Origin of the sequence: Virgibacillus sp. AGTR (assembly GCF_016919725.2) — a bacterium.
Classification (GTDB): domain Bacteria; phylum Bacillota; class Bacilli; order Bacillales; family Amphibacillaceae; genus Virgibacillus; species Virgibacillus salarius.
In genome coordinates this window covers 1-23895 of the sequence record NZ_JAJERH010000002.1, presented here as the reverse complement: position 1 = coordinate 23895, position 23895 = coordinate 1, and the positions used below count along the sequence as shown (strand labels likewise).

At 37.8% G+C, this 23895-nt stretch carries 15 protein-coding genes, 1 pseudogene and 1 riboswitch; of the genes and pseudogenes, 13 read left to right on the top strand and 3 right to left on the bottom strand.

Annotated features, from left to right (window positions below; genetic code table 11):
* Window positions 1-75: 75 nt before the first annotated feature.
* Both hpaB and JUJ52_RS01075 read left to right on the top strand, forming a co-directional pair.
* The gene (hpaB, locus tag JUJ52_RS01080) at window positions 76-1548 is read left to right on the top strand and encodes a 4-hydroxyphenylacetate 3-monooxygenase, oxygenase component (RefSeq protein ID WP_051388414.1); all 1473 of its coding nucleotides are present in this window, start codon (window positions 76-78) and stop codon (window positions 1546-1548) included.
* 527 nt (window positions 1549-2075) lie between these two features.
* Entirely contained in the window at window positions 2076-2960 is an 885-nt protein-coding gene (locus tag JUJ52_RS01075; protein WP_205388980.1) for an aminoglycoside phosphotransferase family protein, read from the top strand.
* A gap of 637 nt (window positions 2961-3597) precedes the next feature.
* Here the strand turns inward: JUJ52_RS01075 and JUJ52_RS01070 are convergent.
* On the bottom strand, window positions 3598-4647 hold the full coding sequence (locus JUJ52_RS01070) for a 2,3-butanediol dehydrogenase (protein WP_026682432.1): 1050 nt from the start codon (window positions 4645-4647) through the stop codon (window positions 3598-3600).
* Window positions 4648-5230: 583 nt separating this feature from the next.
* Here JUJ52_RS01070 and JUJ52_RS01065 point away from each other — a divergent pair.
* Both JUJ52_RS01065 and JUJ52_RS01060 read left to right on the top strand, forming a co-directional pair.
* Window positions 5231-6424: an exonuclease SbcCD subunit D gene (locus JUJ52_RS01065; protein ID WP_205388895.1), complete on the top strand. Its 1194-nt coding sequence runs from the start codon at window positions 5231-5233 to the stop codon at window positions 6422-6424.
* A 20-nt stretch (window positions 6425-6444) separates the two neighbouring features.
* Window positions 6445-9534, top strand: a complete 3090-nt coding sequence (locus JUJ52_RS01060) for an AAA family ATPase (protein ID WP_205388894.1) — start codon at window positions 6445-6447, stop codon at window positions 9532-9534.
* Between the two features lie 283 nt (window positions 9535-9817).
* Here JUJ52_RS01060 and dapA read toward each other — a convergent pair whose 3' ends face one another.
* On the bottom strand, window positions 9818-10708 hold the full coding sequence (gene dapA / locus JUJ52_RS01055) for a 4-hydroxy-tetrahydrodipicolinate synthase (protein ID WP_121603762.1): 891 nt from the start codon (window positions 10706-10708) through the stop codon (window positions 9818-9820).
* A gap of 114 nt (window positions 10709-10822) precedes the next feature.
* A riboswitch (Lysine riboswitch) is annotated at window positions 10823-11003 on the bottom strand.
* A gap of 378 nt (window positions 11004-11381) precedes the next feature.
* Entirely contained in the window at window positions 11382-12266 is an 885-nt protein-coding gene (locus tag JUJ52_RS01050) for a LysR family transcriptional regulator (protein WP_121603761.1), read from the bottom strand.
* Between the two features lie 248 nt (window positions 12267-12514).
* On the opposite strand from JUJ52_RS01050, the gene hutU reads away from it, so the two are divergent.
* The 9 genes and pseudogenes from hutU to gltS all read left to right on the top strand — a co-directional run bounded on the left by hutU (window position 12515) and on the right by gltS (window position 23617).
* Complete coding sequence (gene hutU / locus JUJ52_RS01045; RefSeq protein WP_255637335.1) at window positions 12515-14191, top strand: urocanate hydratase; 1677 nt, start codon at window positions 12515-12517, stop codon at window positions 14189-14191.
* Window positions 14192-15493, top strand: coding sequence for an imidazolonepropionase (hutI, locus tag JUJ52_RS01040; RefSeq protein ID WP_026682426.1), 1302 nt, complete (start codon window positions 14192-14194; stop codon window positions 15491-15493).
* Between the two features lie 533 nt (window positions 15494-16026).
* Window positions 16027-16464: a histidine utilization transcription antiterminator HutP gene (gene hutP, locus JUJ52_RS01035; RefSeq protein WP_166530238.1), complete on the top strand. Its 438-nt coding sequence runs from the start codon at window positions 16027-16029 to the stop codon at window positions 16462-16464.
* 108 nt (window positions 16465-16572) lie between these two features.
* Window positions 16573-18093: a histidine ammonia-lyase gene (hutH, locus tag JUJ52_RS01030; RefSeq protein ID WP_121603759.1), complete on the top strand. Its 1521-nt coding sequence runs from the start codon at window positions 16573-16575 to the stop codon at window positions 18091-18093.
* Between the two features lie 231 nt (window positions 18094-18324).
* Window positions 18325-19311, top strand: a complete 987-nt coding sequence (locus JUJ52_RS01025) for an NAD(P)H-dependent flavin oxidoreductase (RefSeq protein ID WP_121603758.1) — start codon at window positions 18325-18327, stop codon at window positions 19309-19311.
* A gap of 192 nt (window positions 19312-19503) precedes the next feature.
* Window positions 19504-19689: pseudogene (locus tag JUJ52_RS01020) on the top strand (transposase); the annotation flags it as partial.
* A 35-nt stretch (window positions 19690-19724) separates the two neighbouring features.
* Complete coding sequence (locus JUJ52_RS01015) at window positions 19725-20837, top strand: transposase (RefSeq protein ID WP_228088587.1); 1113 nt, start codon at window positions 19725-19727, stop codon at window positions 20835-20837.
* Window positions 20838-21387: 550 nt separating this feature from the next.
* Window positions 21388-22338, top strand: a complete 951-nt coding sequence (gene hutG, locus JUJ52_RS01010; RefSeq protein WP_026679605.1) for a formimidoylglutamase — start codon at window positions 21388-21390, stop codon at window positions 22336-22338.
* A 79-nt stretch (window positions 22339-22417) separates the two neighbouring features.
* Window positions 22418-23617: a sodium/glutamate symporter gene (gltS, locus tag JUJ52_RS01005; protein ID WP_026679606.1), complete on the top strand. Its 1200-nt coding sequence runs from the start codon at window positions 22418-22420 to the stop codon at window positions 23615-23617.
* Window positions 23618-23895: the final 278 nt, after the last annotated feature.

The window sequence follows — 23895 nt, the reverse complement described above, 5'->3', positions numbered from 1 at the left end:
AGTTTCACTTTAAGAAAGAAAATCTTTTTAAATGATACGATGCATTTAATTTGGAAATTGTAAGGGGTGTAACAAATGCCTGCCATTTCAGGTGACGATTATATAAAGCGGATTGATCAGTTGAACACAGAAATTTGGTATAACGGGGGGAAAATAAATGGGAGGATTTCTCAGCATCCAGCTTTTAAAGGCGCGATTCAAAGTCAAGCCATGCTCTATGATTTGCAGCTGAGGGATGATTATATTGAAGAAATGACCTATCATTCACCTCATACAGGTGATCGTATTGGAACTTCTTATATACAGCCTAGGACGATACAGGAATTAAAGAAACGTAGTCGTATGATACAAATATGGGCAAAAATACATGGTGGAATGATGGGTAGGAGTCCAGATTATATGAACACCGTATTAATGGCCTTCGCTTCTTCTGCAAGGTTATTGGAAGGAAAAGCAAATTGCTTTCCGAAGCGGCTTGTTCAATTTTATGAAAGGGCTAGGGAAGAAGATATGTCGTTTACACATACCTTTATTAACCCACAATTCAATCGGTCAAAGTATTATATAGAAGATAGCGAAGAACCAATTGCTGCCAAAATTGTAGATGAAACAGAAGCAGGTTTAATTATAAAAGGTGCCCGGCTTTTGGCAACACAGGGCGGAATGACAGATGAGCTGCTTGTTTTTTCAGCTGGAAGAATATTTGAAGAAAATAATGCATACTTTTTATCTGTTCCTAGTGATGCTAATGGGCTAAAATTCATTTGTCGCGAATCATTCTGTAAGGGAGATTCCTCTTTTAATTATCCATTAAGTTCTCGATTTGAAGAAATGGATACGATGATTGTATTTGATAATGTTTTCATACCATGGGAGCGGGTCTTTTTTTATAAAAACATCGAGGTAGGTAATCGTTTTCAACGAGAAAGTGCGTTTTTGCCTTTTAGTCTGCATCAAGTGATTAATAGGCAGGTTGTAAAGCTAGAATTCGTTTTGGGTATTGCTGAGGAGATTATCGAGTCAATCCATACTGGTACGTACGAGAATGTACAAGAGAAGATGGCAGAAATCATTGTCGGTTTAGAGACAATAAAAGCATTGTTAATTAAATCAGAGGTGAATGCGACACTGGATGAGTTTGGACTGATGCGACCGGAATTAGCTTCGTTACAGGCAGCAAGTAGCGCATTTCCCAAAATTTACCCACGGGCAGTGGAAATCATTCAATTACTTGCTGCTAGCGGATTAATGACTATACCTACAGAGGAAGATTTTAATTCGTCTATACGGATGGATTTGGATCAATATTTGCAGAGTGCAACAAAAGATGCAGTGGAAAGGGTGAAGTTATTTCGATTAGCATGGGATTTGACAATGAGCCCATTTGGTTCCAGACAAACACAATATGAGCGATTTTTCTTTGGTGTTCCTAATGTATTAGCAAGTGAATTATACCATGGTTATAATAAGAAAAAATATCAGGAGTTTATTAAAGCATTTATAGATCAAACATTCACATCGGAAAATGAAAGCAAAAGTAGTAGATAGCATAACTAAATATTAGTTGCTGAGACTTCACACTGTATCGCACATTGTGGGGGGCAGACCCGAGAGACTATTTCTCCGACATTATTTTACTTAACGATTTAGGCGAGATTATCACCCTGCAAAATAGAAGCTAAGGCTTATCTAGGATTGCGCGCATTACTGAAATAAGTGAAGTCTATGAACTGGGTACCTATCGATCGATGCTACCTTTTGTTGACCGAAACCAACAACAGATTAAGGGGCAGTTTGTGAAGTATGAGAGGTGATTAAAAGAAGTGTCGATATAATAAATGCTTAGTAGGCATTATTTTTTTGCGGAGTAAGGGTAAAACCCACTTATTTGTTCAACTAGTAATCAGTGGGGGATAAACAATAATTGATAAACAAAAAACCCCCACTGATTGAAGCTTTACTTTATCTAAAAGTTTCTCTTTTCATATGTATACATTTAGTCTATAATTTACAGGATATTTGCATAATTATGTCGAATATTAATGCGTAAATTTTAGATTAAGGTGGTGAATGGTATGGATCAACTAATAGATAAGATACCTTTTGTTAATCACGATTCAAGAATAAAGAAAATTAAGAAGGGTTTTTCAGCTGATAAAAAATTTGTAGTTGATAATCGCTATCTTATCCGAGTTTTTTCAAGTGAACAGGAAGCGAGTAGGGAAAAGGAATTTAAGACAATCATGCGCTTACAAACTTATTCCAAGTATGTCCCTGAAGCAGTTGAATTTGGCTCTATAACGGATACGGATTATTCATATATGATACTTACTTATATTACCGGTAAGGATGGAGAAGCTGTCTTACAATGTTTAACAGAAGATGAACAGTACGAAGCGGGAATTCAAGCTGGTATGGAATTAAAGAAGCTGCACGCCTTTCCAGCCCCAGAAAATATACCATCATGGTACGAAATTAAAAGACGAAAAAGTAATAAATATCTGTCAGAATTGGAGGCTATCGATGTTGATGTAAACATGAAAAGGATGCTTCGGTCGTATATTAAGGAAAATGAGCAATTATTATACAATAGGCCAAATACATTTCAGCATGATGACTTTCATCCTGCTAATCTATTGATCAACGAAGGCAGATTTGCAGGAATAATTGATTTTCAGAGAATAGACTGGGGTGATCCTATTCATGATCTCCAAAAACTCGGCTTTTTTTCTAATCGAGTAAGCAATGCGTTTACAAGGGGAATTGTTGATGGTTATAACGAAAATGATGTTTCTATAAAGTTTTGGGAACTATATGCATTATATAGTGCCATGCATATTGTATCCTCGCTTGTGTGGGGAAGGAAAATGGGCAACTATCAGACCATGCTGACCTATTCGCTAGATGTTATTAGAGATCATAAAAACTTTACAACGTGTATCCAAGCTTGGTACCGCTGATCTTCATTCATAATTGATGGAACCATTAAATGAATGTGTTCGTATATAAATGATAAATATAAATAAGGAGTTAGCTATGAAACGAACGGTAGAATTTATATTAGGTTTAATTGCTGTTGCGATGGTATAGATGAAGTTATTAACATAATTTAACTATATAGGCTAGATAAAATGGATTTTAAAGTATAAATACCTGCTTTGAAATCTATTTTTTGGTAGTCATCGGAAATGAAGGAAATGATAAAATTTGTCCATGTGGATAAATATGCGTGTTAAGCCGCGTCCAGCTCCAGCGCCCAGAAACGATGTGACTTCACGAATCGTCTCACGATAATTCATCATCGGCTCGCAAGCTCACTGTGATTTCCTTATTTCCGTTGACTCGCTCCACTCGCTATGTTTCTAATCGGGAGCTTGTATCCCGCATATCACGTGCAGTATGCCCTCAATATGGATAAGAAGGGGATCAACTACCAGTTATAAGTCAGATTGGTTCCAAGGCCTTTAGGTTATACCCTTGTGGTACTAACAATCCGTGGAGGATAAACATCCCTCCACGGATCGTTGTTTCACTTTATCTATATAGTGTGCACATCCCATGCTCTATATCTGGTTAATTACAATTAAACGTTATTTCTTATTTTTCCCCACTTAATTCTACTAATATTTTTGCTTGAGACTTGTCCTTAGATAATGCTTCAAAGCCTTTTTCAATTATGTCATCCAGCTGTATTTCATCCGTGATAACAGATTGTGGCTGTATTTGACCAGATGCCATTAAATCAATCGTTTGCTGAAAAGAAGTAGGTGTATAAGCTATAGATGAAGTGATTTTCACACCTTTACCTGTTAATTGGAATGGGTTCCATTCAATCGGTCTAGCAAAGATTGATACGATTACCATGGTTCCTCTTGGTTTCGTTGCTTGAATAGATTGCTCAAATGTAGGAGCTACGCCAGCAACTTCAAAGGAAACATCTACACCTTCAGGTACGATATCTGTAATAGCTTTTACTGGATCAGTTTCCCCAGAATTAATAATATGTGTTGCTCCGACTTCTTTTGCTTTTTGCAGCCTTGTTTCCGATAGGTCTAATGCAATAATTTTGCTTGCACCTGCTGCTTTTGCTGCAATGATTGTTAATAATCCAATCGGTCCAGCACCGAATACTGCAACAGTGTCGCCAAATACTAGTCCGCCTTCTTTTATTGCTTGAACAGCAACTGCTGTCGGTTCAACTAAAGCTCCGTCTTGTAATGTTAATGGCTCAGGTAGGTGATATACATTTTTTTCTGGAACATTTGTAAATGATGTAAATCCACCATCTGTATTTAAACCGATAAAGGCAAAGCCATCATATGGGTCAAGATCCTCTGATTTATTTCCGAATGTAAGGGTAGGATTTACTGCTACTCGGTCGCCCGGCTTATATGTGGTAACCTTTGCACCTACTTCTTCTACAACTCCTGCAAACTCATGCCCAAATGTTAATGGAGTTGTATCACCTGTTAAAGGATCTTCTTTTTCTACAGGAACAAATACAGGTCCTTCCTCATATTCATGAAGATCACTTCCGCAAATGCCTGCCCAAGCTACTCTCACCTTTACTTCAGTTTCTTTTAAAGGTTTCAATTCTCGTTCTTCTACTCGTACATCTTTTTTACCGTACCATACTGCAGCTTTCATGGAATTATCCTCCTTATTACTCAGATGGAAATAATTAAATTACTACTTTAGTATACCATTCTTATTTTATAATTTGTCTATTTCTGTCGAAACTTCACATATTAGTCAAGATAATTTTACAAGTAATATACAAATTAGAAAATATATTGTTTGTAGTCTATAAGTTATGGGTCAATCGGAATTCATTTGGGTGATTTTGTTAGAAGTATACCTTTAGTAGTTAGTTCGTAGATGTGAATCATTATGTTAAAATTATGATTGAGAAACATAGAATCATCTAGTCTAGCATGCAGGTAGAATGAAGATATGGTTTCTAACTTTTAACGATTTATCCCACATATAACTTGCAGTTAGTTCCCTGCTTCAAGCAATAGAGAGAAAGCAATATGGATAAGGGGGAAATCGACTGCCAGTAAATGTCCGTTGGTTTAAAGGCCTCTAGGTCATACCCTTGTGGTGCTAACCATACGTGGGGATAAACAAAATCCCCTACGGATGGAAGTTGCACTTTATACTATGAAATATGGAATTTTACAGTAATCGAAGAATAATAGATGAATCTTATTATAAGGAGGAATATGGAATGAAATTTATTCACACTGCTGATTGGCATCTTGGCAAATTAGTACAGGGTGTCTATATGACAGAAGATCAAGCGTACATACTTCATCAATTCATCGTGGCTATTGAAAATGAAAAACCTGATGCTGTTATTATTGCAGGAGATTTATATGATAGAGCAGTGCCGCCAACAGAAGCGGTACATCTCTTAGATGAAATTTTAGAGAGAATCGTACTTCAACTTCGTATTCCGGTTTTGGCAATTGCTGGGAATCATGATAGTCCGAGCCGATTAAATTTTGGTAGTAAAATTATGCGAGATAATGGCTGCCATATTGTAGGGACGCTCACGAATGATTTACAACCAATTGTTTTACATGATCATGATGGAGAAGTTCATTTTCATTTAGTTCCTTATTGTGATCCAAGTGTGGTAAGAACTACTTTTCAGGATGATACGGTTCGTACACATAATGATGCAGCAAAGAAAATTATCGAGCAGATTGAGGGGAGAATGGATTCACATGCTAGACATGTATTTGTAGGACATGCTTTCGTTACTCCTTATGGAGCAGAAGAAGAAAATACGAGTGATTCAGAACGTCCATTATCTATTGGTGGATCGGAATATGTAGCTGCTGAGCACTTTGCAAAATTTCATTACACAGCGTTAGGACACCTTCATCAAGCGCATTATGTATGGAACGAGACGATACGTTATGCTGGATCTCCATTGAAGTACTCTATTTCAGAGGAGCATCATAAGAAAGGATTCTATGTTGTGGAAATAGATGGAGAAGGTGCTGTTAATGTTGAGAAACGTATACTGCATCCGAGAAGAGATGTGCGCACAGTTGAAGCTTCTATAAATGAGTTGCTGACACACCCTATCAATGATGATTATGTATTTATTCGCTTAACAGACGAGTTACCAGTACTTTCACCGATGGAAAAGGTGCGATCTGTTTACCCAAATGCGTTGCATGTTGAACGGAAGCATAATCAATTTTCTCTTGCTGATGATGAGGAGAATAATCGGGCAGAACGCACCAAGCTGTCAGAACTTGAATTATTTCATGCTTTTTACAAAGAAGTGAAGGGAACAGAAGCAACACAAGAAACGGAACAGCTTTTTAAAGAAGTACTGAATGAATGGCTGCATGAGGAATCAGATGTAACACAAACAGAAAAGTTGAAGCCTTATCTTACCATTTAATGCAGAAGGGAGTGGAATAATTGAGACCTTTAAAGTTAACAATGACAGCGCTTGGCCCATATAAAGATACGGAAACAATAGATTTTACGGAAATAGAAGCGTATCGTTTATTTGTTATTTCTGGAAATACTGGTGCCGGTAAGACGACTATATTTGATGGTATTTGCTTTGCTTTATATGGCTCAGCAAGCGGAGAAGATCGAGAAGAAAATATGCTGCGAAGTGATTTTGCCGATGACAATGTCCATACAGCAGTGGAGTTACTGTTTGAATTAGGCGGTCGTATTTTTCGAATTCTGCGCCAACTAGGCCATGTGAAGCAAGGGAATAAAACGAAGACAGGTGACCGATACGAATTCTATGAGCTAATAGATGGCAATGAAATTCCTTGTGTAGATAGGCAGATTGTATCTGAAATAAACAAAAAAATAGAAGCTTTAATTGGTTTAACACAGGATCAATTTAAGCAGATTGTTATGCTTCCGCAAGGAGAATTCCGTAAGCTGCTCACCTCGAAAACGGATAATAAAGAAGAAATATTACGTCGACTATTTAAGACGGAACCGTATAAAAAAATTAGTGAACGGATGAGAGAGAAGAGGGCTAATGCAGAACAGGCATACAATAAAGCTATCCAAGCTCGTGATCAATTGATTAAGCATATTGAAGTGAGGTTACCTAAACGAGAAAATTCATTTCTATTTCAGCTTTTAGAAAGTGAGCATTACAATATCAATCAGGTTATAACTGGTTTACAAGAAGAAAGTCACTTTTATATGGAGAGAATCGCGTGTGATAAGGCTAGATATGAACAAGCATATGAGGCTCATAATAACAAACAGGCGGAATATCACCAAGCAAAAGCTATAAATGATCGTTTCAATGAAATGCAACAAAAAAAAGCCAGACTAAACGAATTAGATAATCAGCTTACAACATATCAAAAGCGAGAAAAACAATTAGACGATGCAGAGCGAGCTAACAACCTCATTCCTTATGAAAAACAGCGAAATGATTGGCATAAAGAAGAGGAAATGCAACAAAAGAATCTTCACTACGCAGAAAATAAGCTTAAAACAGCTAACGAGCGAGTAAAGCAAGTGCAAGCCTTGTATAAAAAAGAGGAAGATAAGAAGGAAGAAAGAGAACAACTACGTATTATTCTGGAACAACTAAAGGATTATTTACCAATAGTTAAAGAAATGGATGCGTCTAACCAACAGTTGAATAAGCTGAATCAGCAAGTGCAGGATGGCGCCTCCGAATTGGAGAAACTTCAAAAACTACTCGATGTAAAGAATCAGCGAGCAGAAGCTATTCACGAACAAATAGAAAAGCTCGATCTCACAGTCGAGCAGTTACCAGATAAACAGCAACGATTACAAGAGATGCGAGATCAAGTAAAAGTCCTAATAGATTATATAGAGTTAGCAAAAAAACACGATAAATTAGAAAAAGAATCCAAACAAAAACATCAAGAAGCATCTCAAGCGCAAGCTGATTACCAACAAATTGAAAGGGATTGGCTTAATAATCAAGCTAGTATTCTAGCAGCGCATCTACATGATGGACAAGCTTGCCCGGTCTGCGGAAGTATCGATCATCCACAAAAAGCCATAAATAAGGATCGTAACGTATCGAGGGAGCATTTAGAAAAAGCGAAGCAGCAATTTCAGATACTAGATACGCAATATCGTAACAGCTTTGCTGAATGGAATTCAGTAAGCGTACAATTAAAGGAAAGGGAAAATGAATTAAATAACTATTCCATAAATAAGAGAGATGTAACAAGTGCTAAAGAAGCATTAGTACTTCAAGGGCAGCAACTAAGTGAAGAAGTGAAGCAATTACATCATGATAGAAAACAGCTTGCTGAATATAAAGCTATGTACGAACAGGCATTAAAAGAAACCAAAGATGTAGAAGCTAAAGTGAAAAGAACGGAGCAATATTATCAAGAGCAAGTTGCATCTTATCGTACTGCTCATGCTGTTTATCAGGAAAGAATACAAAAGATTCCTCAAGATGTGAGAACTCTGTCTGAATTAGAGAAAAAAATAGAAGTAAAAGAAGAGCAACGAAAGGAATTGGAGGAGCGCTGGGAGCAAATACAACAAAAGCTGTTGCAGGAGAAAGAAGAATTGACTAAAAGTGAATCCGATGTTAGTCATGCAAGCAACCAGCTGCAGGAAACGAAGATAAGGCGGGAGAATGCAAACAAACAGTTTGTTGATGCATTAAGCCAAGCGTCCTTCCAAACGGAGGAGGTGTTTCAACAAGCTAAGCTGGAAGAGGATGAGCGTAAGCAGTTAAAGCATAGCATAGAAGAATATAATCAGCATCGGCTTACGCTGCAAAAGCAGGTCCGTGATCTGAACAGAGAATTGAAAGATAAGCAGCAGGTTGAATTAACGACTATTGAAGCCAAACTGAAAGAATTAAAAGTAGAATACGAACAAGCATTAAAGACATGGGATCAATCAAATAAATACTATGAGGAAATCATTACACTACAGCAAAACATTGTCGAGGTCACTGAACAAGCTAATAACTTGGAAAAGAAATTAGCCACTATAACCGATCTCCATGATGTATTAAGAGGGCAAAATAACAAGAAAATATCCTTTGAACGGTATTTACAAATTGAGTATTTGGAGCAGATTATCGATGCGGCAAATTTACGATTAGATCGATTATCAAATGGTCAATTTTTCCTGAGTCGTAGTGACAGGCAGGAATCGCATGGAAGACAGAGTGGTCTAGGCCTCGACGTTTTCGATGCATACACGGGACAGACAAGAGATGTGAAATCCTTATCCGGAGGCGAGAAGTTTAATGCAGCTCTTTGTTTGGCACTAGGTATGTCAGATGTTATTCAAAGTTTTCAAGGCAATATTTCGATTGAAACAATGTTTATTGATGAAGGGTTTGGTACGCTGGATGAAGAAGCACTAAACAAAGCAGTTGATACATTGGTAGGTTTACAGCAATCGGGTAGAATGATTGGCGTGATCTCACATGTGCAGGAATTAAAAGCTATGTTCCCAGCAGTACTCGAGGTAAAGAAGACAAAAGAAGGATCTAGTCGAGCAAAATTTGTTGTAAAGTAACGGTAGCCTTTAAAGAATTTTAAAGGAACTGAATAGAGGAGGGCTATCAAAAGCTGAATCCTAGTGAATTTTTGTATCGCTTTTCACTGGCGTAGTTACATTTGACATGTGCTGTTTTCACAATTTTTTCGGCTAGGATAGACGTTCATGCATCGATTTCTCTCGGTAGAATAATTACTATTCCAAAGAACTGTCGAACTACTATCCTGATATACTTCATATTCGAATAGTAGTTCGACATTACTTATCTCAATTTCTATAGTCTCTCGCTCTTCATAATCGTTTAACTTGCTGAAACGATGGACTGTAAGTGCTGTAATGTTTGTTTTAGATTGTTTGTTTCCTCTTGTGTTAGAGGTACCATTGGAAGCCGAACATCCCCAACTGGAACACCTTTCATAGATAATGCTGATTTGACGGGCGAAGGACTAGGTGCAGCAAACAAAGCTTTCATGATTGGAAGTAAATGTTGATGTAGCGCTGCACTAGCTTTGACATTTCCAAAGCTAAATTGATTTATCATCTCTTGCATTTCATTACCAATGATATGGGAGGCGACTGAGACCACACCTTTTCCTCCAATAGCTAATGCTGGTAATGTTAGTCCGTCATCTCCGCTGTATAGGGAGAAGTCCTTGGATGTGCGTCTAATTATTTCTGACATCGCATCAAGGTTACCGCTCGCTTCTTTGATGGCAACAATATTATCTATTTTAGAAAGCTGTACCGTAGTATCTACAGTTAAATTGACACCAGTTCTTCCCGGTACATTATAAAGCATAATAGGGAGATTAGTAGCTGCTGCAATCGCTTGGAAATGCTGATAAATTCCTGTTTGCGAAGGTTTATTGTAGTATGGAGTAACAAGCATGATACCATTAACTCCAACTTTTTCCGCTTGTATTGTTAAATTAATAGTAGCTTTTGTGTTATTTGCCCCAGTTCCAGCTAATACCGGAATTCGATCATTTACTACTTCAACAACGAAGCGCATAAGCTGAATCTTTTCCTCATCTGTTAATGTAGCTGATTCACCTGTAGTTCCAGCAACAATCAGCCCATCCGTTCCATTTTTAATTAAATAATTTACGAGAGATCTTGTGGCATGAAAATCAATTTTTCCATGTTGATCAAATGGTGTCACCATTGCGGTTAATACTTGGCCAAATTCCATTTCTTTACACCCCTTGTGATAAGTTAAAACAATAGATGGATAGACCATTTCTAATTAACGCAAAAAAACAGCAGCAAGGGTTTGCTACTGCAGAAATGTAGTATTTCATTTTCTGCGTCAGATAGCCCTCCATATAGTTACCTATACGACAGTCCTGTATTTATTCAATAGCAGAACCAGCAACAGTAAATAATGAGTTATCTGTTACTTCGGCAACGATCCCTTTCCACAATCGTCAATGGATCTCATTATCCTCAAACTGTGTAATGATGACCGATGCACCTCTATCCTCACTTCAAATAATTGAAATAAGAAATATTTAATTGTCTGTAATATAACAGATTTCCTTATTTCACGCAAGGCTATTTGAATTTTAGCAAGGAAATGATGCCTATCGTTTATTCAATTGTTCCTTTAATGACATACAAATAAAGTGAACCTTCAATCAATTGAAGGTTTTGTTTGTCCCCCTAGTTACCAATAGTGTTGTTCCTTTATTGCTTGAAGCGGGGGTCTTACTGCTAGTTATATGTGGGGAAAAACATAATTTAGCTAAGCATCTCACCTAGAGTAATTACTCGAATCAATCAAAATATGACAAGTTGACATCCAGTCTATGCTTGAGGTGGTACGTGTTCTATAGGACGAAATACTTCTAGGTGAACTAAGGGCATCACTGTTTAAAGAATTCTTCCACCAATCCTATAAACTTCAGTACAATTGGAGGTAAATAACGATTTTTCTCATAGGCTAGATATACGCTTCTGGATAAATGTGAATCGTTAATATGTTTTATATGATAATCTGAATGAACTGTATTTTTAACATAGTTTTCAGGAACAACTGTGATTCCTAAACCTTCGATAACAAGACGACATGCTGTTTCAAATCGCTCGATTTCAAATTGAATCATTGGCTGAATCCCTGATTTAGCAAATGCATAAAGAATATCCTCTCTTGTTTGAAAGCCTTCTTTGCAAATGATAAATGTTTCGTCTTTCAAGTCATAAATAGTTAGCTCTGTATGATCTTGTAAGTTGTGCCCTTGAGGAAGAACAGCAACTAATTTTTCCTCATAGATAGGTAATGTCTCAATCGCATCATTATTCAAATTCTGATTTGTTATAGCTAGATGAATATCGAAGTTTGTTAAAGCTTTCTCTACATCCGTTAAACTTAGAATTTCTAATAATTTTATATGAGCATCCTGATATTCTTTCTGAAATTGTTTCAAAATTTTTGGTACCCAAAAATTGGAGGACTCTATTAAACCGATTGTGAGTTCCAGCGGTCCCTGCTCTTTCAAGCGGATCATTTCTTTAGATACATGCTGATAGTGATTTAACAATTTTTTAGCCTCTTGATAAAGTATTTTACCCTCACTTGTGACCTCGAGGCTCCTCGTATTACGTTTAATTAATGTCAATCCTACTTCATTCTCTAGCTTTTTAATAGCAGCACTAAGTGATGGCTGAGATACATGTAAGACGGTTGCTGCTCGAGTATAGGTTGATTGTTCAACAATCGTAACAAAATAGACTAAATGGCGAAATTCCATCCTAATCTCCTTAATTTATAGTTGAATTTTATAAAAATATAGAATATTTATATTTGTAATTATATATTATTATAATTATAATTTTAATGTATGGTATTAAATTAAAAAAATGTTATGTCTTCTATTATCTATAGTACCAAATAAACAGAAGGATCGATAATCAGATGGAAAAGGAATGTGAATTTTTTAACTACAGAAAATGTAAACGGTTTATTTGAGGTTGCTAACATAGGGAGGAGATGAAGAAAATGAGAATGGAAAAGAACATGCAAGTAGAACAATATCGTGGTTCAGCATTACATACGAAAGGATGGATACAAGAAGCTGCTCTTCGAATGTTGAATAATAATCTGAGCCCAGAGGTGGCAGAAAATCCAGACGAGCTAGTGGTTTATGGTGGGATAGGTAAAGCAGCACGAAATTGGGAATGCTACGAGGCGATTGTGAAGGAATTAAAACAGATAGAGGAAAATGAGACCTTACTCATTCAATCAGGAAAACCCGTTGCTGTGTTCCGTACGCATACAGATGCTCCGAAAGTGCTGATTGCTAACTCGAATTTAGTTCCAGCATGGGCGAATTGGGAGCACTTTCATGAATTGGATCAGAAAGGTTTAATGATGTATGGGCAAATGACTGCGGGCAGCTGGATCTATATTGGCAGCCAAGGAATTGTGCAAGGAACATATGAGACATTTGCAGAATGTGCTAGGCAGCATTTTGACGGTAGTTTACAAGGAACGATTACTGTGACGGCGGGGTTAGGCGGCATGGGAGGAGCGCAACCTTTAGCGGTGATACTAAATGAGGGGATCTGTATTGCTATAGAAATAGATCCTCATCGTATCCAGCGTCGATTAGATACAAATTATTTAGATACCTCTACGGATAGCTTAGATGAAGCAATAAAGCTTGCTGAAGAAGCGCGTAGTAAAGGGGAAGCGCTATCTATAGGCTTGTTAGGCAATGCAGCTGAGCTTCTACCGGAAATGCTTACAAAAGGATTCATTCCAGACGTACTAACAGATCAAACCTCCTCTCATGATCCGCTGAATGGCTATATCCCTGTTCATATGACGTTAGCAGAAGCAGCTAAATTAAGGGAGAATAATCCAGGGAATTATGTTCAATTATCTAAACAAAGTATTGCAGTTCATGTTAAGGCAATGCTGCAAATGCAGCAAAAAGGGGCGGTTACCTTTGATTATGGAAATAATATCCGCCAAGTAGCCAAGGATGAAGGAGTAGCGAATGCATTTGATTTTCCTGGATTTGTTCCTGCTTATATTCGCCCACAATTTTGTGAAGGTAAAGGACCGTTTCGCTGGGTGGCATTATCCGGCGATCCAGAAGATATTTATAAGACAGATGAGGTCATCCTGCGCGAATTTAGTGAGAACGAGTCGCTGTGTAAGTGGATTCGCATGGCGCAAGAGAAAATTAGTTTCCAAGGACTCCCTTCTCGGATTTGCTGGCTAGGGTATGGAGAAAGAGCCCGCTTTGGAAAAATTATTAATCGTATGGTTGAACGAGGTGAATTAAAAGCACCGATTGTTATCGGACGTGATCATCTTGATTCAGGTTCCGTAGCCTCACCAAATCGAGAAACGGAAGTGATGAAGGATGGAAGCGATGCGGTAGCGGACTGGCCAATATTAAACGCGTTGATTAATAGTGTTGGGGGAGCTAGCTGGGTCAGTGTCCACCACGGTGGCGGCGTTGGTATGGGATACTCGCTTCATGCTGGAATGGTTATTGTTGCCGATGGAACAAAAGAGGCGGAGGAGCGTTTGGATCGCGTCCTTACAACAGATCCTGGGATGGGGATTGTTCGTCATGTGGATGCAGGCTATGAAAAAGCCGAGGATACTGCGAAGGAAAAAGGTGTTCATATTCCAATGCTACAACGTAAAGGGGCGTTATAAATGTCAGATATCCTATTTATTAAACATGCAGCTCAATTACTTACCATAAGTGGAAATACCGATAAGCCAGCTAAAACTGATGCAATGAGAGAGCTTAATAGTATAGAAGATGGTGGATTACTTGCGAAGGACGGTGAGATTATTGCCATTGGTACGACGGAAAAAATTCAAGCGAAGTATGCCGATGAAATTGCTCAAGCTAAACAAATCGATGCGTCTAATAAAGTAGTTTCCCCAGGTCTGATCGATCCTCATACACATCTTGTTCATGCCGGAACAAGGGAGAATGAGTATGCAATGCGACTAAAAGGAAAGTCGTATATGGACATCATGCATGCAGGAGGCGGTATTCACGCAACAACTCGAGCTACGCAGCAAGCAAATTATGACCAACTTTATCATGAATCGAAGCTGCGTCTAGATACATTTCTAACAAATGGCGTCACCACAGTAGAAGCAAAGAGTGGATATGGTTTAACGACAGAACATGAAATCAAGCAATTGGAAGTTGCCAAGCAATTAAATAAGGATCATGTCATGGATGTTGTTTCAACATTTATGGGAGCACATGCTGTACCAGTAGCCGAAAAAGAAAATCCAGATATTTTTGTAGATCGAGTTATTTCAGAGATGATTCCAGAGGTTGCTAAACGGAATTTGGCAACATTTAATGATGTGTTTTGTGAGCGAGGCGTATTTACGCCAGAACAATCAAGAAGAATTCTGGAGGCGGGTAAGGAATATGGACTAATTCCAAAAATTCATGCGGATGAAATTGAATCCTATGGGGGGGCAGAATTAGCTGCAGCTGTTGGTGCGATTTCAGCTGATCATTTATTGAAGGCATCGGATGTAGGAATTCGTCAAATGGCTGAACAAGATGTTATTGGTGTTCTTTTACCAGGTACTGCATTTTTCCTAATGGCAGAATTTGCTCAAGCAAGAAAAATGATAGATCAAGGCTTAGCCGTTGCTCTTTCTACGGATGCAAACCCAGGTTCATCCCCAACGTTATCCTTACAGTTTATTATGAATCTTGGCTGTTTAAAAATGGGGATGACACCTGAAGAGGTTATTACAGCAACAACCATCAATGCTGCACATGCGATTGGTTGTGCTGATAAAATCGGGAGTCTAGAAATTGGTAAACAGGCAGATATTACGATTTTTAATGTACCAAATTATCTAATGCTATCCTATCAATATGGAATGAATCATGTGGATACAGTTATCAAGAAGGGAAAGGTAGTTGTAGAACAAGAGAACTTGTCCACATGTAACAGGCATGTATCCTCCGTATAAGAAATAACAAAAGATGGGGTGGAATTAGGTTAATACGATTTATTGCGTATATAACTGGCAGTGATATTTCCACTAAAAGCAATAAAGTGAAACCAATAATGGATAATAGAGATATCCACTGCCAGTAAATGTCCGAGTGGTTTAAAGACCTTTAGGTCATAATCTTGTGGTACAAACCTTCAATGGGGATAAAAATCCACACTAATTGATGTTTCACCCTATGATTATAGCTATGTAATATTTGATTTTTGAATAATAATAGACGGAATTTTTTGTAAATGTTATTGACGGATAATTTTACGAAGACGTATACTAAAAGTAGTTACTAGTCATTAGTTAAGATTAGATTATTTAAAGAGCGTTTGATATATACTTGGCTTTCAAAAAAGAGGAGCTATGCGGACTACATAGTAGGTCTTCAACTCAGAAGAAGGCTGAACCGCTACCCGAAAGCGGAGTATTCCAGTTGTATGGAGGCAACTGACTTTTGAGAAACCATTTTGTATAAGCAGAGACCTTTAGGAGAAGAAACAATGACACAAAAACTTCGTATTGGAAAAATTGCTACGTTACTTGCAATGCTAGATGAGCAAGAACGAGCGTCCTATCAATCGATAGTTCCAGATGTCCAAATTTGTGAAGGAAAAGTTGGATCAATGGATATGCAAAAAGTGATTTCCGCAGTAGAAACGGCAGTGAAACGAAGCAAGCTAATTCAAGAAGGCGTTTATCGAGAAACACATGCACTTTATCATGCAATTTTAGAAGGATTAGAAGGAGTTACTAGAGGGCAGTGGGCAATTGGTGAAATGATGCGTACCGTTGGGTTACGATTCGCTGTTGTTCGTGGGAACCCATATGTAAATCCTGAAGAAGGTGAATGGATTGCCGTTGCCTTTTACGGTACCATTGGAGCTCCAATAAAAGGCTTGGAGCATGAAGCTGTCGGACTAGGTGTTAATCATATTTAATTATATAAATCATTACCTAAAGTGAGTAGACATGAGGAGGTGATGGTGGCTTATTTGTATGCCATTATCGCCTCTTTTTTATTGTATTAATGAAAAGGGGGAAGCGTAATGATTGAGCTATCAGGAGATTCTTTAACCATAGATCAATTGAAACGCATCTGTATTGAACAGGAGCAAATTACCATTTCAAAAACTAGTATGGAGAAGGTTCGAGAAAGCAGATTAGCTGTGGATAACATTGTTGCCAATAAAGAAATTGTTTATGGGATTACGACTGGTTTTGGGAAGTTTAGCGATGTTATGATTGAGGCAAAAGACGTAGAGGATTTACAATTACATTTAATTCGTTCACATGCCTGTGGAGTTGGTAATCCATTTGAAGAAAAGGTATCGCGTGCAATGATGGTCCTTCGCTTAAACGCACTATTAAAAGGATTCTCTGGCGTACGTCCTGTGCTCGTTGAGCTATTAGCAGATCTAGTTAATGAGCGAATACATCCTGTTATTCCTGAGCAAGGTTCTCTGGGGGCATCAGGAGATTTAGCTCCATTAGCACATTTAGCCTTAGTGATGATCGGTGAAGGGAAAGTCTTTAATGAAAAGGGAGAAGCGGTTGATGCTGCCTCGGTTCTTTCTAAAAAACAGCTTCAACCAATTGTATTACAAGCAAAGGAGGGGCTAGCACTAATTAATGGAACCCAAGCGATGGTAGCAGTTGGTGTCATGAATTATATAGAAGCCGAAAAGCTAGCCTATGACAGTGAGTGGATAGCTGCGTTAACGATGGAGGGATTGCAAGGGATTATCGATGCTTTTCATCCAGCTGTTCATGAAGTACGAGGGTATCCGCAGCAAGTAGCGGTGGCTAAGCGAATGACAGCTTGGTTAGAAGGCAGTCAATTAATTACTCATCAAGGAGAAAAACGGGTCCAAGACGCTTATTCCTTGCGTTGCATTCCTCAGGTTCATGGGGCAACATGGCAAGCACTGGATTATGTAAAGGAAAAATTAGAAATAGAAGCAAATGCTGCAACAGATAATCCACTTATTTTTGATGGGGGAAAGCTGGTTATCTCAGGGGGCAATTTTCATGGTCAACCGATTGCGATAGCTATGGATTTTCTGAAAATTGCGGTTGCTGAACTTGCCAATATTTCTGAACGACGTGTAGAGCGTTTGGTTAATCCACAGTTGAATGACTTACCGGCATTTTTAAGTGCTCAGCCTGGGCTACAATCTGGGGCCATGATTATGCAATATGCTGCAGCGTCGCTCGTATCTGAGAATAAAACGTTAGCTCATCCAGCCAGTGTCGACTCGATTCCGTCATCGGCTAATCAAGAGGATCATGTCAGTATGGGGACAATAGGTTCTCGACATGCTAGGCTGATCATAAATAATACAAGACGTGTGTTAGCAATTGAATGCATATGTGCTCTTCAAGCAGTGGAAAGCACAGGGATAGACAAAATGGCCGGTAAACTAAAAGAAAAATGGGAAGCATATCGGAAGGTCGTGCCAACGATAAGTGAAGATCGGATTTTCTCAACAGATATAGAAGAAGTTGCTTCGCTTTTAAACGTTAAAAAGGGGGATTATGCAACGGATCTCCAGCTAGATATAACTTGACATACAAAGGATGAATTATTAGAATTATCAATAATTATATCTTATGTAATTAAATAGGAATAATTGAAAACGATTGCATTTTGGGGGAAATATACTTAGCAATTAGAGGTCGATGTAGAGGGATTCTGCAAGAGAAACTTCTATAAAACAAAACCCCAACTGATTGGAGTTTCACATTATTGATGTAGTGGACAGAAAAGAGAGAATTATAATGAAGAGGAGTTTGCAGAAATGTCTAAACAAGCAATTCAACAAATGAAATTATCAATGCGTCTACCAGTCATTATGGCACCGATGTTTTTAGTGTCTAGTCCTAAAATGGTCGTGGCAGCTTGTCGTGCTGGAATTGCTGGGACTTTTCCAGCATTAAATGCAAGAACTAGTGATATTTTAGAAGACTGGATGCATCAAATTAATACGGAAATTGATGTACTCAAAGAAAAAGAACCGACGAGGAAAATCGCACCTTGGGGTATAAACTTTATTACTCATCGTTCCAATAAGCGGTATACGGAAGATTTGAAATTAATTGAAAAATACCAGCCACCCATTGTTATTACGTCTTTGGGGGATCCTAGTCCAGTTGTCGAGATTGCCCATCAGTATGGTGGCGTAGTTTTTTCCGATGTCATTAATGTAAAGTTTGCCAAAAAGGCGATTGAAAAAGGTGCTGATGGTTTGGTACTTGTTGCCAGTGGAGCTGGCGGCCATGCTGGAGTATTAAATCCAATTCCGTTTATTCATGAAGTCCGTTCATTTTTTGACGGACCTATCGTACTTGCAGGTGGTATGTCGGAAGGAGAAGATATCCTTGCATCAGAAATTCTAGGTGCTGATTTTGTTTATATGGGAACACGATTTATACCTTCTGAAGAAAGTGGAGCACCTGATGCATATAAGCAAATGATTGTTGAATCATCGATTGAAGATATTATTTATACAGATGCATTTAGTGGTGTTAACGCGAATTATTTAATTCCTAGTATTGTAAAAGCTGGGCTTGATCCAAATCAATTAGAAAAGAAACAAGAAATTAACTTTGAAAAATTGGATAATCCAGAAGTAAAGGCATGGAAGGATGTATGGGGTTCTGGTCAAGGAATTGGCGCGATTGACAAGGTTCAATCAATTGAGAGAATTGTTAGTGAGCTAGAGGAGTCGTATACAAAAGCAACGCGAAATATTGTCAGTCAGGATAATACTATGACACAAACATAATGTGAAAATGGTTTTAAAAGGGCTCCATATATAAAGTATCCACTGACACAGATGGATTTTATACAACGAATAGAAATAGGAATTTAACGTACTTCCGAAAGAAGTCTCCATCTTCAAGCGTGTGAAGGGCGTAGCCCAACGGTAAGAGGATGAATTTCGGTTGGGCGACAGCCCAAAGGCTTTTTTCCTTTTTTGCTCAAAGCACAACCCAACAGTGAATTATCGAAATTCATCAATGCCTATAAAAGTGCCAGTCCAAGACTTAGCAAGAGGGATTTTCCTCATGTCCGTAAAAAGTTATGGAAAGAAATGTTTTGGTCAAGAAGTTTTTGCTTGTTGACGACTGGCGGTTCGCCTATTGAAGTAGTAAAAAAATAGATTGAAAATCAAAGGATAAAGTGAGGTGATTTGATATGGCTAAACAAAATAAAGCGTACAAGTTTAGATTGTATCCAACAGATGAACAGGCTTTGGTTATACGTAAAACCTTCGGTTGCGTTCGCTTTGTCTATAACAAAATGTTAGCAGAACGAAAAGAAACGTATGAAACCCTAAAAGATGATAAAGAAGCATGGAAAAAGGTAAAACATCCTACCCCTGCCAATTACAAAAAAGAATACGAATGGCTAAAAGAAGTCGATTCATTAGCGTTGGCAAACGCTCAACTAAATTTAGATAAGGCATATAAAGCCTTCTTCAAAGGGCATGCCAGGTTCCCAAAATTCAAAAGCAAACGCCATAAACAAAGCTACACAACGAATGTCGTCAATGGAAATATTCAGTTGTTGGATGGTCATATCAAATTACCTAAATTAAAAATGGTCAAAATCAAGCAACATCGAGCAATTCCTTCGGAGTACACCATCAAATCTTGTACCTTGTCTATGACTTCATCAGGAAAATACTATATTTCGATTCTTACAGAGTACGAGAAGGAGATAAAAAGGAAGGAAATTGAAAAAGTTGTTGGCTTAGACTTTTCAATGGATGGGTTGTTTGTTGATAGTGAGGGTGAGAAAGCCAATTATCCTAAGTTTTATCGACAAATACTTAATAAATTAGCAAAAGAACAACGTAAACTTTCTCGTAAAAAGAAAGGCTTTGCAAATTGGAATAAACAACGTATTCGAGTAGCTAACATTCAAGAGAAAGTTGCCAATCAACGCAAGAACTTTCTTCACCATAAATCAAAGGAATTAGTGTCTAACTTCGATGCTGTTGTGATTGAAGATTTAGACATGAAAGGAATGTCACAAGCACTTAAATTCGGTAAAAGCGTAGCTGATAATGGATGGGGAATGTTCACCTCTTTCTTACAGTACAAACTAAAAGAACAAGGGAAACAACTTATCAAAATTGATAAATGGTTCCGATCTACCAAAACTTGTTCGAGTTGCGGAAATACCCAACCAATGCCTATAGAAATTAGAACATACGCTTGTTCGTGTGGGCTAAATCTCGATAGAGATTATAATTCAGCTCTCAATATCAAAAAAGAAGGCATTCGCTTATTAGCAAGTGCCTAATGAAAATATAAACTCTTGGAACAAGAGGGTTAGCTTGGTCCATTTCGTCAGCTACCAAAAGTGGCGATTATCCAAGAAGCCCCCACTTCAAGCAACCCGTAAGGGTGGTAAGTGGTGGGAGTAGTTCACTAAGAGAATCAGCAGATGAAATTCCTAAAAGTGAATGAACTGTCGATCAAATGTTGTGCCATAGCCAACGTTTGGTCGGTAGTTTTTTATTAGTCTAGTCTAGGAAAATATAAAATTTGCCTATGTGGATAAATTTGGGCGTGTTGAGCGGCGTCCAGCTCCAGCGTCCAGAAACGAGGCGACTTCATGAATCTCTCTATGATAAGTCATCATCAGTTCGCAAGCACACCGTGATTCCTTTTTTCCGTTGACTCGGTCCAGTCGCTGCGTTTATAATCGGGCGCTTTTGCTCTTATATTCTATTTATAGTTTTAAACTATAGAAATATAAAATTTGCATATTAGTAATTATATGTATAGTTATTTATAATAAATAATATATTTTCTGAATAAGCAAAATATGTAGGTAGTGAGGTGTTGATATGTATAAATTGCCAAATAGACAAACGTGGCAAGGTAGAGTGGATAGTAAAATAGACAAAGATAGCTTTCGCATTCATCAACGTGTGATATGTAACTCTACGGATGATGATTTTGAAAGCGCTTTTTGTCTTGTTGGTTTTGAATCTGACGAGGGTGTTCGAAGGAATAAAGGGAGAATTGGTGCTGCAAAGGCTCCTGATGAAATAAGAAAAAGTCTTGGTAAACTACCCTATCTCTTTGAAGATACAGCTTCAATTATCGATGTTGGAAATGTAGTATGCGAAGGAGAAAGCTTAGAAGCTGCGCAGGCAGAATTAGCGGATCGCGTTGATCAAATATTTAATAAAAGATCCACGCCAATTATTCTTGGTGGAGGACATGAAACGCTGTACGGTCATTATCTCGGAATTAGGAAGTATGTGGGAGAAAACACATCGATAGGTATTATAAATATAGATGCACATTTTGATTTGCGTCAGGATAGTAGACCTTCATCTGGGACTATGTTTAGGCAGATTTTAGAACAGGATAAGCAAGCAGGCTATTTATGTTTAGGAATTCAACCATTCGGTAATACAAAATCTCTGTTTCAGGTTGCAGAGCAGCTTGGATGTATTTATGTGTTAGAAGAATCACTAGCTCTACACAACATACAAAAACAATATGGAGTTATTGATCAATTTTGTAACCAGTACGATGTCATTATCGTTACGCTATGTACAGACTCGATTGCTTCTTCTGCAGCCCCAGGAGTTAGCGCACCGTCCCCTTTTGGACTGGACCCTGTTGTCGTAAGAACGTTATTACGTCATATTGTTGCTAAAGAGAATGTATGTAGCTTTGATATATCAGAGGTAAATCCTCTTTTAGATGAAAATGGACGAACTACAAAGCTAGCTGCTTATCTAGTGGCGGAGGTTTTGCATAATTTTAATAATACAGTTCAATGAGAGAGAATGTTACATTTTAATATTTCAACGATGAATATATCGAATTTCCCAGTTGTTTAACATATGAAGGAGGGACAACATGACATTAGAAATGAATCAAGTTACGACATTGTTTATTGCAATAGCTGTATTTCTTCTTGGGGGATACCTTAATAAAAGAATTAGATTCTTAGAGAGATTTTGTATACCTGCTCCTGTTGTTGGGGGGCTACTTTTCGCTATACTTGTAACACTACTAAAAGGACTTCATCTTGTAAATATTAATTTGGATACATCTTTACAAAGCTTATTTATGTTAACTTTTTTCACTACTGTAGGTTTGGGTGCAAGCTTTGGTTTAATCAAATTAGGTGGAAAGCTTTTGATCATTTATTGGTTATCATGTGGATTTCTTGCACTAGCACAAAGTGTTATTGGAATATCTTTTGCAACGCTTTTAAACTTAGATCCACTTATCGGTGTAATGGTTGGAGCTACATCAATGGAAGGTGGTCATGGTGCCGCAACTGCATTTGGTACAACCATTGAAGAGCTTGGAGTTGACTCTGCATTATCCATTGGATTAGCTGCTGCTACTGTAGGATTAGTAGCTGGCGGACTGATTGGTGGGCCAATTGTAAAATATTTAATCAAGAAATACAATCTGAAGTCTACGGAGCGGGCAACAGAGGAAAGTGCTGTTACGGTTGAAGCTAAAACAGAAGCAAGCTCTATTAATTCTAAAACATTTATGACACAAGCTTTTATTATTACTTTATGTATGGTATTAGGCTCCTATTTAGGAGAGCTATTCTCAAATGTAACCGGTTTTGTACTGCCCGGATATGTAAGTGCCATGTTTGTTGCTGTAATCGTTCGAAATGTGCTTGATCGATATGATAAAACATTAATTGAGATGAAAAGTATTGGAATTATAGGTGATATTACATTGGGTATCTTTTTATCAATGGCTCTTATGAGTATTAAATTATGGGAAGTTGCTAATTTAGCATTGCCATTATTAGTCATTGTTATCGTACAGGTACTATTTATAGCTTTATTTGGTATCTTTATATTATTTAGATTGCTAGGAAAGAATTATGATGCGGCAGTGATGGTTGGTGGTTTCACAGGGCATGGGCTAGGCGCTACTCCAAATGCCATTGCTAATATGGATGCAATAGTCAACCGATACGGTCCCTCTAAAAAAGCATTTTTAGTTGTTCCTTTAGTTGGAGCTTTCCTAATCGACGTCTTCGCAATGCCAATTATTATCACTTCTATAAATTTGTTTAGTTAAAAGGGAAAACCGGTCCATTTTTATGAAGCAGTTTTCTTACTATGAACGAGGATTAAAAGGAATGGTTATGTTTATAATTAAGTAAGTCAAAAAAAGTGCTGCTTCATCCGAATCTCCTTTTTCTGCTGGATTATCAGAGTATTTTTCTCTCTTTATCAAAAAATGATTAACCTTCACAGTTAAACCTTCATTATCCATCTAGTTCGAAAGTATAAGAATACGGTGCTATCGAGAACCCCTCGATAGCCTTTGCTTCTAAGTTAAGAAAGTATAAAATT